Here is a 13,708-nt window from a genome sequence, read left to right as displayed (position 1 = left end):
ATATAGATATAATCGTTCGGCAAAACTAAACAGGGGCCGTTTAATTTGCGAAGCGACTGCTTCATTTGTTTTATCGCATCAAAAGGAAGATGACATGCGTAAAATTACTTTAATCTCTCTGGCCATTGGCAGCTGTTTTCTCGCCGCCTGCGCCGCAAAACCACCTATTATCGCTCAAGAAAAAACCGTTGAAATCGATGGTATTAACCTAGTTTTTGGTGGCAGTTTTGATACAGAACGCAAAAACATTTCACTCTCAGTAAATGGCGACTCTGTTATGAAAGGCACTTTCCCTCCTTATACTCCGACCCAAAACTTGAGCGGTAAATACAAGGATTTCAAAATTTCTAGCCAATGCTATTTCGGTTCAGTGCTCAGCAGCCAAGGTGGCGCATTTGGCGCGATTGCCGGCGTCATTCAAGCGACTAAGTCGAGCTCAGGCGATAAGTGCGATATGCTCGTCGATGGTAAAATTGTAGAAAGTCTCTACTTCTAAAGATTAATTACAGAAGTACCTAAACAGCCCCTGTAAAGTTCAAGCCCAGTAAGCACTCGCGAGATACTCTGTCCCGCGAGTCCATCAAAGCTGATTAGCTTCAGCCAACAATCTCACTCTGCGCTTAATACCTAAAATAGCTAAGCCGAAAAAAACCGCAAATAAGCCCCAGAGTTGTAGCCACTTGGGCATCACACTCGCCCAACTTGCGCCCATTTGATTGAGTTCTAACATCCCCATAATCGCGGGTACGGCGGGGATAAACTGCGAACCTAATACTAACGGTTCGGGGATGAGCGCTATCGGCCAGACAAAACCCGACACGAATAGGATTGGCATTGAAATCAACAACAATACTTGGGTCGGTAAATCGCGGCGGGTAAACAAGGTGCTCATGGCGACCCCAGCAGCGGCGGTAGCCAATAAAAAAGGCAACAACCATAATGCCACTGTGCCAAGGCTCGCTTGAATACTGACGTGATACCAGTGGTAGCAATAGCCGACGTAGAAGCTAGTAAAAAAGAGATAAATCAACATGAAGGCGAGTATTCGCCCACATAAGAGTTGTACGGGCGAGACCTGCTGCCAATAGCCTTTCTGGCGCCATTGCCCCGCCCCTAAAATACCTGTACCGATCAGCAGTGTTTGATGCAGGATCAGCAAAAACAGTCCGGGCACAACATAGGGCGTATAACCTAGGCTTGGGTTAAAGGCCGGCACGCTATTTAAGTGCATCGAGTTCAGGTTCTGCTCGGCCTGTTTAGGATTTGTGCCTTGGGCCAACATGCCTATCAATTGCACTTGCTTACCCGCATCCATACCCGCGCTCACTAAGCCTTCGGCCACCGCGGAGTAAATCAGGAAATAACTGGCATCGCCGCCATAGCTCAACGTCACTCCCTTACCCAGCATTAAGTCGCGGCGGAATCCTTCTGGGATCACCAGCAAGCCGTGGGCCTTGCGCGTCTCAATAAAACGCTTCGCTTCGGTAATCGAACCCACTTGGCCTATGACTTGGATTTTTGCACTGGCGTCAGCATGGCGGATCAACTGGCGACTTAAAGAAGAATGATCTAAGTCCACCACAATCAGTTGTTGCTCAGTAGGCACTTGGTTTAAATAGGGTAAAGGATACAATATCGAATAAAACAGCACGCCGCCAAACAAGGTCACTGCGATCGCTTTATCGCTAATAATCGCCTTAAGTTCAGTTAACATCAGTCGCCAGATATTCATCCTATTGCCCCTTCGCAGGCAGAGCTACGCCCGAGTCAACTACTGCCACCACATTATTCGCGCTAACCGTGCTCGGCAGTAATTGACGCGATAGCAAATAGATAAAAGGCAGCAAACAGATAAAGCCCCAATAACTGCTGAGTTGGCCCGCCACGCTCGGCCAAGCAGCACCATAACTGACGACGCTCACATGGGACTCAATATAGTGGCTCGACGGCATAATAAGTCGCCACCACTGCGCCAATTGCGGCATATCATGGGTGGGGAAAGTGATGCCCATAAAGGCAAACGCGGGCGCAAATAAGGCCGTGCAGAAACTGATGACCCTCGCACTGTCACGCATCACCACAAAGATGAATAACACCAGACTCCAGACCGCCAGTAACATCACCAATTGTGCCACCAGCAATAGGGCTAAACTGCCCGCCATAGGCAACGCGAGATACAAATACAGCCAAGCTAAAATAAAGCTGCCCTGCAGCATCAATATCGGCGTAAACAACACCACTTTCGCCAGCACCTTAGGCCAAAAATGTTCGGTTAAGGTATTTACTATGCCATTGTTCTGGTTCGTGGGCGCGAGATGCAGCTCTCGATTTAAGCTGTTGGCCATCACTAGCATAGATAACAACTGCCACAGCGCAACGAGCACTGGCGGCACTAAGAAGCCTATATAGTTGTTATTTCGGTTAAACAAAGCCGTTGTTTGGCTTTTGACTGGGCTTAAATTGACTGCCACTTGAGATTTAGGTGTACCGTTGGCGAGCTGTTTTAAGCCTGCGACATGCAATAAACCGTCACCCAGACTCAGCTGAATTTGGCTTGAGAGTAACTTGCCCACCAGCAAAAATTGGCTGTTGTAGCGCACATCTATGGTGGGCTTATGGCCTGTGAGCAAATCTTTTTTCATATCATAGGGAAAGACCACAATGGCGTAGACTTTCGCCTGTTGCATCGCGCTTATCGCCGAGGATAAGTCGGTAAAACTTTGCGGATCGGTAACTGGGTTTGCCTTAAGCTGACGGGTCAGCATGCGGCTCAATTGACTATGATCTTGGTCGACAATCGCCACGGGCAGTTGCCTTGGCAGACCTGCACTGAACAACCACCATAAGCATAAAATCCCCAGTAGTGGAATATAACTGATCAGCGCTAACTGCCAAGGGTCATGCCATAGGGCACGCAGCTCACGGCGAACTAACGCGATGAGCAACGCCATAAAGCTTATGCTTGATGGCTGTGTTCCGCCCTTAATCTTGTCCGCCGCGTTGGCGTGAGGCGTACGTTCAGTCACGACTTTTACTCACTACGCAGCAGCACAGACATGCCGACACGCAGATCGGTAATCGGCTGGTTTGGACGCAATTCCACTTCAAAGGTTCGCATATCAAAATCATGGCCACTTTCGGTCGAGCGCCAAGTGGCAAACTCACCCATCACGCTGATATGGGACACAGTAAAATCCACATCCTGCCCGAGTGACGGAATCGTTAATTGAATTGTTTGACCTTTTTTGAAACGTTTAAGTTGGTCTTCTCGCACTTGGAACACGGCCCAAGCATCCTGCATATCAATCAAACTAACAATCGGAAAACCACTGGGTGCCAATTCACCCGCCTGTAACAGCACGTCGCTGATCTCACCCGATTTAGGCGCGCGCATTTGGCTATCTTGCATAATGGCGCTGACTTCTTTTACTGCACCTTCGGCCATACGCGCATTACCTGCCGCAGCCACTTTGGTTTCCGTCCGCGCACCTTCCTCGGCCATTTGATACATGGCCAAGGCCGCTTGTTCTGTGTATTTTGCCGCTTGCCATTGAGTAAAGGCTTCATCGCGTTTTTGTCTTGCTGCCACACCTTCGTTAAATAAGTTTTCGACTCGGGTATAGGTGGTTTTAGCCAGCGTTGCCGCCGCCTGCGCCTTGAGCCATTGCTCTTTGGCCGCCATCACTTCTTGGCTGCGGGCGCCATTGTTGGCTTCAAGCTGCATCGCCTTAGCGGCATCACGGCCACCTTCGGCCTGCATGAGCTTGGCATCTAGCTCAGGGCTGTGGATAGCAAACAGTAAATCACCTTCGTTAACACTATCGCCACGGCGCACAAGCACTTGTTCGACCCGCCCAGACACCTTGGACGAAACATTGTACTCACGGGCTTCAATCTGCCCCTGCAACACACTCGGCTGCGGGCTATAAGCGAGCTTGAGTCCATAGGCTAAGATAAGGCCTAATGCGACCAACGCCACAAGGGCAAGCATTCTGTTAGCGCGCATTGTTTGTCTCCTGCACTTGAGTGCGGCCTATGGTACGACCGATAAATTCATCTAGTTGACCACTAATGGCCATTAATCTGGCATAGGCTTGCACATAACGATAACGGGCAGCCAATTGCTGAGTCTTGACTGCGCTGAGTTTCAGCTCGGCATCAACTCTGTCGATAGAAGTTGAAAGCCCTTGGTTAAAGGCGATTTCCCGCAGGCGCAGATTTTCGCTGGCGAGTTCGAGTGAGGTATCGAGCGCCTTAACTTCTTCTTCGGCCTGTAATAATTGGCGATAGCTTTGATCCACCAGCAGGCTCAAGTCTTGTTTAGTTTGTGCCTTGGTATAACGAGCTTGTAAAAGTGCACTCTTGGCGGCTTCGACTTTACCGCTACGACCATCGCGGCTGATCAGTGGCACATTGACCCCAACCCCAACCATCCAGTCAGGTGTGATGCTCCTCAAGAGTGTGTCTTCTTCATACAAGGTGTAGTTACCGAAGAGGAAAACCGTTGGATGGTATTTACCTTTTTCCAACGCTATTAAACCGTTCGCTTGCGTTTCTTTCGCTTCGAGCAATTTGAGCGCCGGATGTTGGCTCAGGGTAATTTGGCTGAGTTGAGCAAATGAAGGAGCCTGTGGCAGTACAAATAAGGGAGAATTTGTGCTCACCTGACTTTGCTGCAACATGCGCGACAAGGCGATAACTGCCATTTCGTGTTGCCGACGAGCACTGCCTAAATTGACTTTAGCATTATCTAAAGCGACCTGAGCATTGAGGCGCTCAACCTTAGCGATTTGCCCTTCGCGCTCTAACGCTAGCGCATGGTCAACATGCTTAGTTAAAGAGCCAACGAGATCGGTTTGGGTGTTCACCAATGCTAACGTGACATCAACGGCGTAATATCTGTCCACCAGCAGGGTAAATAAATCACGCGTTGCCAATTGTAATTCTTGTTGCTTCTCGGCCACCATAGCCGCGTGGATACCTTGAGCCGCAGTGATCTGTCCGCCGGTATAAATCGGCCACATTGCCTGTAAGCTGGCGCTAAAAATATCTTGTTCACTTAAGGGCAACGGCGGAATACCCGCAATAATGCCGCCAAGCGATGGCGGGATAGAAACCACAGAATTTAATTCTTTCAGATCAAACTCAATCGGTTTATCCAAATGAATATAGCTACCGCGAATGTCTAATGAGGGCAGATTTAAGCTCTCGCCCGCCTCTTGTTCACCTTTCGCGCGATTCACTTCCTGGGATTGCGCTTGCAACTTGTCGCTCACCTTCAGCACTTGCTGCCAAGCATCAGTAAAGCTAATCGGCTGAGCATAGCCAGCCGAAGGCAATGATAATAGGCACAGCCATACCACACGTGATAGTTTCATTAACACCTCTAGAGTAGTTACTCTAATTCCCTTTGCGAATGATAACATTCATGTGGAGCAGCGACTAGAACCCATAAGCGCAAGGCTCTAGAATCTAGAAGGAGCGTAGCGACGTCCTAGCAGCGCAGCGTCCTAGACATCTAGGTTTTATGCTGTTCCGCCCACGGTGAGTTTATCGAGTTTTAGGGTCGGTTGACCTACACCCACAGGCACACTTTGGCCGTCTTTACCACAAACGCCCACACCTTGATCTAAAGCCATATCGTTACCGACCATAGAAATCTGGCTCATAGCCTCAGGGCCATTACCGATTAAAGTGGCGCCCTTAATGGCTTGAGTCACTTCACCATTTTCAATCAAATAGGCTTCAGATGCTGAGAACACAAACTTACCCGAAGTGATATCGACTTGACCGCCACCAAAGTTCGGGGCGTAAATGCCCTTCTTCACTGACTTAATGATCTCGCTAGGATCTGACTCACCCGCCGTCATATAGGTGTTAGTCATACGTGGCATAGGTAAATGCGCGTAAGATTCGCGGCGACCGTTACCCGTTGGCGCAACGCCCATCAAACGAGCATTGAGTTTGTCTTGGATGTAACCCTTTAAAATACCGTCTTCAATCAACACGGTTCTTTGAGTCGGCACACCTTCATCGTCGATACTCAGTGAACCACGACGATTAGGCAAAGTGCCATCGTCGACCACAGTCACTAACTTAGACGCAACTTGCTGGCCAACCTTGCCACTAAAAGCACTGCTGCCCTTACGGTTAAAGTCACCCTCTAAACCATGTCCAACCGCTTCATGGAGCAATACGCCCGGCCAGCCATTGCCTAACACCACAGGCATTTCACCCGCCGGCGCATCGATAGCGTTAAGATTGACCTGCGCTTGGCGCACAGCTTCGCGGGCAAAGGCGAAACACATAGGTAAACCCGTGTCATCGCTTGCCATCAATACGCCGTAGTCATGACGACCACCGCCACCGGCGCCGCCACGTTCACGTTTACCGTTTTCTTCTAAGATAACGCTACAGTTAAAGCGCACCAAAGGACGAATATCGGCCGCTAAAGTGCCATCACTCGCAGCAACGAGGATTTCTTCGTGCACGCCCGCAAGGCTAACCACCACTTGAATAATGCGGCTATCTAGACTGCGAATAAACGCATCGGCTTCTTTCAGCAGATTGATTTTTTTGACTTCTTCCATCGCCGCAATAGGATCTAAACTATCGTATAACGCCAAGGCTTTTTGACGTTTAAAAGCGCGAACTTGGGTCTGTTCGCCAGCACTGGCGATACCACGGGCAGCCTGTACTGCAGCGCTTAAGGCGGCAGGAGTGATGTCATCGGCATAGGCAAAACCCGTTTTCTCACCGCTGATCGCACGCACGCCCACACCGCGTTCAATATGGAAACTACCGTCTTTGATGATGCCGTCTTCCAGCACCCAAGATTCGTGGCGACTACCTTGAAAATAGAGATCGGAATAATCGATTTTGTGCTGATGTATGGTGTTTAGATAGGTTTGCAGGCCATCTAACGCTAACCCATTCTTCAATAAACTTTGCTCTACTTGTGCTAAAAATGGCATCTATGCTCTCTTTGACCCCAAGGGATCTTGATATTCTGAGTGTAAATTCGCTGTACTAATTCTGTACGTAAATCGCTGTCTAATTCGGTATTGCCGCTCGCCAGTGCGGGCGGTTATTTCAAGCTTGGCTCAAGGAAACGATTATGCTGCACCACGGGCATTTTACGGCGAATACTGTGCAGCTCGGTTAAGTCGACCTCAGCCTGTACCCAACCCGTACCGGTTTTACGTTCGGCCAAAATATTCCCCCAAGGACCGACTATCATGCTCTGCCCCCAGGTTTCTCGGCTACCTTCATTATGCTGTCCCCATTGCGCCGCTGCGAGAATAACGCATTGGGTTTCAATCGCTCTTGCCTGTAGCAATACTTGCCAATGGGCTTCACCGGTAACTTTAGTGAAGGCCGACGGCAAGGTAATGATCTCAGCACCCGCAAGACGCATCGCCCTAAATAAGTCGGGAAAGCGTAAATCATAACAGATGGCTAGGCCAATTTTGCCAAAAGGTGTATCGATAACGCTAATGTGATCACCGGGGCAGAAGGTTTCGCTCTCACGATATTGTTTTGTACCATCGGCAACATCCACATCAAAGAGATGCAGCTTATCGTAGTGCCCTAAAGTATCACCTTTATCATCAAACAGATAACTGCGGCTATAGACGCGGCCATCCTCAGCCAGCGCCGGAATAGTGCCTGCCACCATAAAGACCTGATATTTGGCTGCCAGTGCACTTAAGGCCGACTTGAGCGGGCTCTGATGAGCATCACCCGCATAGGCGAGTTGCTGACTTTCGTGGCCACCAAACAGTAAACTGCATTCGGGCAACACGACTAAATGGGACACATCGGCATCCCGTTTGAGTTCGTTAAGCTGCGATTCGATAAACAGCAGATTGGCGCTGACGTCGCGACTGCTCTGACATTGCAACAGGCTGATGTGCATTGTTATCTCCCTGAATTTGCTTAATCGGTTCTACTGCTGGCTGATTCTCTGGTGTGGCAGGCGTGTTCGGCGCTTCAGGCGAAGGTGTCGCTTGAGGTTGCACTAACTTTAAATCGGGCGCTTTCATTTGATCTGTGGCTGGCTTTGGCTCTTCTGACTTTGATTCTTCAGATCTGGCCTCTTCAGGCTTAATGTCTTGTAGCTCAAGTGATTCTGATTGTGCTTCTTGAAGCTGTGGCTCAGATTTCGTCTCTACCGGCTGAGTGATATCGGTATTATGACTCGCGGCTTCGGTCGGCGCCGCTGGGCGATCAACGCCAACAACAGGTAAAATAGCCTCAGGAATTTCAATCTCTTTACTCTTACGCTCCAGCTCTTCAACCACAGGTTCAGCCATAGTGCCGGTCACCCGAAAACGAATTTCTGAAATTACTTCAATCACAGGCTCAAGCACTTTTGTCAGTGCAAATGCGCCCAGACCGAGTGTCCACGCACTGGTACTGAGCAATACCACAGTCGGCACACTCGAGGCCAATTGCGGCACAAAACGGATATCGTAATTCAAACTTTCAGTAGTGAGATCCGTATAGCCACGGACCTTCATATTGCCCGCAATCGCATCCATTTCGGTATCAGTGGTTTTCACTACACCGTTATCAATTTGCAGATTGCCATTGAAGGAGTTGAAATACATGCCCTGACCGAAGACATCGGTGAAATCCAGCGACAGTTTGCGTACCAAAGAATCTAAGCTGAACAAGGAGAAAATGCGCGCGCCCTTATCACTCACCTGAGATAAATGCCCTTTCCCTAAGTCGAACTTCACCTTGCCATTTAAGGTTTCGAGGGAGAAAGCATAAGGCGCACCTTGCCAAGACAAATCCGCGTTAACCTTTAATGGCGCTTCATTGACGCCGGGATCTATGCCCAATTGGGCCGAGAGGTAATTAAACTGAGTGGCGTTCAATTCGACACTCAAATCAGTTTTATTCTGCCCTGCCTGTTGTTGCCAAATACCACTGCCCTGCAAGGTCACATTAGGCGTAGTCAACGACAGGGTTTGGATTTTATAGCCTGCCGCTTGTGGGCCCGCCTGCAAGACTAGCTTGCCAAAAGGCTTATCGAAGAAACGAAAATCTTCCACATTCACGGCTACTGGTGGCAGGTTAGTGAGCACTTGATCACTGGCAAAATCGGCATCGGTATCCGACTTAACCTCGGGTGAAAAATAGAATTTGCTCGCCACAACTTTGAGACCTTGGGTTCGCCAGTTGGGATAGAAATCGACCCAGCCGTCAAATTCGTTGGCAACGGTATTAAAACGCCAGCCCGTTTCATTGGGTTTCGCATTGAGCCTAAGCTCGGTCAGCTGTTGTCCTAAAAGGTCGAGGCGGCCAATATGGGAATCGATACTCGCCACAGCGGGAAATAAGCTTTTATGGGCAATATCATCAACTAAAATGCCCGTTTTCGGTATTTTCTCTTGACCAATAAAGGCATTAATCACAGGTAACCATTCGGCTAATTTAGCCTTACCGAGATCGATTTGAATATGACCTTGTTCCGTATTTCTGGCTTCATTCTCACCAAACAAACGTCCCAATAATAAGTCAAAATAACTCAAATTTGCGCCTTTCTCGGCATCGAAACCACCGATAAACTCGGCATGACTGGCAAGCTTGACATCGAGCGTCGCATTATCTTGATCGCCAATAAACTCAGCGACTAAAGGCCGCGGCTCATCTTCCGGTTTGGCAAAATATCCCGGGAATGACAGTTGAGTGCCAACCATATCCGAAGTTACTTTGGCTTGAATTTGATAACCTTTTTCAGTAAACAGCATAGTCATAGCGCCGTCCCAACTGATTTTACCCTGATAGAAATCACTCAAAGGATTATGCAATGCTTCGGGGAGACGATTCAGATCCCAACGACTTTTGAGTAAAAGATTAAGGCTAAAATCTTTGCCTTTAGGCTGAGTATCAAAGGTTAAGTTGAGCGGCTGTTCGAACAAACGCGCTTTAATCCCTTTAGCTGTCACCACCTCATTTGCAAAGTCGACGATACCCGTTACGCCATTAAGCTGCAGTCCGGGCTGGGCAATATATACAGGCGTGTTATCAAAACTAATTTGACCACGAATATCTTCTGCGCCTCCGTCATACAGCGGAATACTGATATCCAAATTGCCAGTCACAGCGCCTTGTACTTGCACGACATCTAAGGTTTTACCCACTGACCCCACCAAAGGTGAAGCTTGTAATACTTTAGTTGCCGCACTGCCTTGGGTGGCAAGTTCAGCTTCAATCCTCAGCAGCGTGTGCTCGCCAATCGCGGGAATAAATACATGGGCACCCGTGGCATCCACGTTCATCAGCTTGCCTTGGTTGAGCCAAAGATCCATACGAGCATTTTCAAACAAAGCATTAAGGGATAAGTCAGTAACTGCAGGCCAATCGGGTTGAAACTGGAATTTGGCATCCGTTAAAGTAAATGCCGCTTGAAACACGCCGCTATTGTCATCGAAGGGGAAACCGCTTAACGGACCACGCCAAACGACCTGTGCATCTTGGGTCTGACCCGCTTTAAGCCCTGTATCCAAATATTCAGCCAGCGATTCGCCCATCGCCTTATTGGGGAAATACTTGTCGGCATTGGCGACATTATTGATATGAACATTGGCGGCCAGCGCCATATGCGCCGCAGCACTGAAATCCAATTTAAGCGCAGCATCTAAGCCTATGTCATCGTTCTCAAGCTGCAACTGCGGCACGTTTAAACTCAACTCTGCAGTATTGAACTGACCATCAATTGCCGCACCGTTAAAGACGAGTGGCGCCGAAAATTCATCCCCAAAATCCACGCTATAAACTTGTGCTGGCAAAGAGAAATACAGCGTCTTGTCTTGCCAATGTAAGTTCAGATCTAAAGGATGGGTATTGGGGATACCGTCGACCTTCTGCCAATGTAGCTGTTTCACTTCAGTTGTGGCGAGCAAAGGCTGATCGGCCTTTTGATACAGTCGAATGGGCCCAATACTGGATTCAGGCGCTAAAGCATGCCATTGATGTAATACGGCTTTATCGACTCCGGGGAATAGCGGTAACAGGGGTAACAGGTTTTGAGTGTTAACTTGATTCACATAGGCAAAGAATTCGTCATGTTGACGCTTAGCCGCCAGCGTTAACTGCGGCCAATGCTCACCGTTAGTGACAAAATCGAGCCCTGAGCTCTGTACTTCCCAGCCTGAATCCTTTGGCTGCCAAACGATATCACCCGCTTGGATTTCAAATCGTTGTGGCGCTTCCTTTAAGGTCCATTGCAACCAACTCGGCTCAAAATGCACCATGGCAGAACTGATGCTGCGATCGGCAAACGTAAGCCAAGCCTTAAGATTAACGACCCCTTCTAAGGGTAATTTTTTGCTCGCATCATAGGGATTAGGCTGACGCGACGCCCACTCACCTAAGTCTAATGAGTTCGCCGCCAGATAAATCTGCCCCGTTAAGCTGTCGGGATTCGCGCCATCGCCATTGAGATCTAACTGTAATCCCAGAGATTCATGCTCAGAGGCATTATCATCGAGATACAGTTCCCCTGCACCGCGGTGACGCTCGCCGTTATTGCGCCAATTTAGCTGGCGAATATGGATCGGGCGAAACTCTTGGCGCAAGCTCAGCAACTGCACTGTGGCATGGGTTAACGAAAATCTGTCGAGTTGTTTAAGCAATAGGGCATAGAGCCAATCAACCTGCGGCGCTTTAGTCGCCTCGTCGGGATTATTTTCGGTCAGCTTGTCCATGTTTAACGCGATATGGACACCATCAAAATTGACATCTTCGATACGCGGCGTGAAAGTCAGCAACGATTGCCAAAAATCTAACTTCACTTGCACATTCTTGATAATCAGAGTGACAGGCAGCTGCTCCTGCGGCGGGATCACTAAATTATCTATGTTAATTGCCGGACCAAACGCTTGCCAGTGGGCGGATAATTCCCCCACTTGCACATCAACTTTATATTCGTTTTTTACGTAATCAACCAGTTGCTGGCGCACCCCATCAACCTGTGGCAATAAGCCACGGATCAAACTCACTGCAAGCGCAAATAGCACTAAGATTAGCGCGATAAATTGCCAACAAAAACGACTTAGTTTTTTTGCAGTAAAAGGTGCTGCCACTACATCATCACCACATCGTATTTGTTCTGTGAGTACATAGGCTCATTTTGCAAACGGATACGCTTACCGATATAAACCTCAAGCTCAGCAATCAGATGATTTTCATCGGTATGTAAGCTTTGATAAACGGCAGGCGAACAGTACAACAGGAATTCATCGGCATCATAGGCGCGGTTTAAGCGGATGATTTCGCGAAATACCTCATAGGAAACCGTCTCCACCGTCTTCATGCTGCCCGTGCCATGGCAAGCGGGACATTCACCGCAAACCACGTGCTCTAAGCTCTCACGAGTTCGTTTGCGGGTCATTTCAACTAAACCTAAGCCAGAAAAACCACTTACATTGGTTTTCACTCTGTCCTTAGACAAGGCACTGGTTAGGCTGCTGAGCACCCGAGCCTTATGATCCGCCGTCATCATGTCGATAAAATCGATAATTATGATGCCGCCGAGATTACGCAGGCGTAATTGTCTGGCTATCGCTTGGGTCGCTTCGAGATTGGTATTAAAGATGGTTTCTTCAAGATTTCTGTGCCCAACAAAGGCGCCAGTATTGATATCCACAGTCGTCATGGCTTCGGTCTGATCGATAATCAAATAGCCGCCAGACTTGAGTTCAACCTTCCGGCCAAGCGCACGTTGAATTTCGTTCTCCACATCGTAGAGATCAAAAATAGGCGCAGGCCCTGAATAATGCTCAATCTTCTCGGCAATTTCAGGCATAAACTCTTGGGCAAAGGACTGTAACTCGGCAAAGGTGCGGCGAGAATCGACCTGAATACGGTCAAGCTCAGTGCCAACAAAGTCACGTACAATCCGCACAGGTAAGGCTAAATCTTGATATAAGAGCGACACACCGCTGCGCTTACGTCGCTCGCTCACCTTTGACCAAACTCGGCGTAAAAACGCCGCATCTTGGGATAATTCGTCTTCACCCACACCTTCGGCGGCGGTGCGTATAATAAAACCACCGTCATCATCGACATAGGGCAGAGTGATTTGCTTGAGGCGACTGCGCTCTTCTTCAAGCTCGATACGCTGGGAAACACCAACATGGCTAGAGCCAGGCATAAAAACTAAATAGCGGGAAGGCAGCGTGATGTCGGTTGTCAGACGTGCGCCCTTAGTGCCCAGCGGATCTTTAACCACTTGCACCATAATATCTTGTCCTTGGCGGACTAATTCGGCGATATCGCGGACAACAAAATGACCTTTCTCAACATCAGCGACACATTCAGTGTGCGGCACTATGTCGGAAGCATGTAAAAAAGCGGCTTTATCTAAGCCAATATCGACAAAGGCGGCTTGCATACCGGGCAACACACGGCTGATTTTACCTTTGTAAATATTGCCAACTAAACCCCGTTTCATCCGGCGTTCAATGTGTACTTCTTGCAGCACGCCATGCTCAACTAAGGCAACCCGTGCCTCAGAGGGGGTTACGTTGATCAGTAATTCTGAACCCATCTTGCGCTGTATTTTATTTGGATTTAAGCGACTGGTATTCACGACTCACCCCATTCGGGAAACTAGATTAATTAATCGAAGCTACAAACTAGAATTTACAAACTAGAATTTATAAACTAGAAGTTACCAACTATCTAAGCATGA

Annotated in this window: 9 protein-coding genes; 1 reads left to right on the top strand and 8 read right to left on the bottom strand. The window is 48.6% G+C overall.

All coding sequences use genetic code 11. The features are described 5' to 3' along the window. The first annotated feature begins 94 nt into the window (after positions 1 to 94). On the top strand, positions 95 to 496 hold the full coding sequence (locus tag K5Q99_RS06000; protein ID WP_220776333.1) for a hypothetical protein: 402 nt from the start codon (positions 95 to 97) through the stop codon (positions 494 to 496). Between the two features lie 84 nt (positions 497 to 580). Here K5Q99_RS06000 and K5Q99_RS05995 read toward each other — a convergent pair whose 3' ends face one another. From K5Q99_RS05995 to rng, 8 genes are all read right to left on the bottom strand, one after another. Continuing rightward, positions 581 to 1,732 (bottom strand): ABC transporter permease, encoded by a 1,152-nt coding sequence (locus K5Q99_RS05995; RefSeq protein ID WP_220776332.1) that lies wholly within the window; start codon positions 1,730 to 1,732, stop codon positions 581 to 583. A 1-nt stretch (position 1,733) separates the two neighbouring features. Further along, on the bottom strand, positions 1,734 to 2,951 hold the full coding sequence (locus K5Q99_RS05990) for an ABC transporter permease (RefSeq protein WP_220776336.1): 1,218 nt from the start codon (positions 2,949 to 2,951) through the stop codon (positions 1,734 to 1,736). A gap of 80 nt (positions 2,952 to 3,031) precedes the next feature. After that, on the bottom strand, positions 3,032 to 4,006 hold the full coding sequence (locus K5Q99_RS05985) for an HlyD family secretion protein (protein WP_220776331.1): 975 nt from the start codon (positions 4,004 to 4,006) through the stop codon (positions 3,032 to 3,034). Further along, entirely contained in the window at positions 3,996 to 5,378 is a 1,383-nt protein-coding gene (locus K5Q99_RS05980; protein WP_220776330.1) for a TolC family protein, read from the bottom strand. Before K5Q99_RS05980 ends, K5Q99_RS05985 begins: the two co-directional genes overlap by 11 nt. Before the next feature lie 147 nt (positions 5,379 to 5,525). Beyond that, positions 5,526 to 6,974: a metalloprotease TldD gene (gene tldD, locus K5Q99_RS05975; RefSeq protein ID WP_220776329.1), complete on the bottom strand. Its 1,449-nt coding sequence runs from the start codon at positions 6,972 to 6,974 to the stop codon at positions 5,526 to 5,528. 113 nt (positions 6,975 to 7,087) lie between these two features. Beyond that, complete coding sequence (locus tag K5Q99_RS05970; RefSeq protein WP_220776328.1) at positions 7,088 to 7,918, bottom strand: carbon-nitrogen hydrolase family protein; 831 nt, start codon at positions 7,916 to 7,918, stop codon at positions 7,088 to 7,090. Next, positions 7,842 to 12,098 (bottom strand): YhdP family protein, encoded by a 4,257-nt coding sequence (locus K5Q99_RS05965; RefSeq protein WP_220776327.1) that lies wholly within the window; start codon positions 12,096 to 12,098, stop codon positions 7,842 to 7,844. The genes K5Q99_RS05970 and K5Q99_RS05965 overlap by 77 nt, the downstream gene beginning before the upstream one ends. Continuing rightward, complete coding sequence (rng, locus tag K5Q99_RS05960) at positions 12,098 to 13,564, bottom strand: ribonuclease G (protein WP_198555671.1); 1,467 nt, start codon at positions 13,562 to 13,564, stop codon at positions 12,098 to 12,100. The genes K5Q99_RS05965 and rng overlap by 1 nt, the downstream gene beginning before the upstream one ends. Positions 13,565 to 13,708 lie beyond the last annotated feature (144 nt).

The sequence above is a fragment of the Shewanella hafniensis genome (assembly GCF_019655335.1).
GTDB classification, from domain to species: Bacteria; Pseudomonadota; Gammaproteobacteria; order Enterobacterales; family Shewanellaceae; genus Shewanella; species Shewanella hafniensis.
The sequence above is the reverse complement of the archived record's forward strand: the minus strand, read 5'-3'. Positions and strand labels throughout refer to the sequence as shown.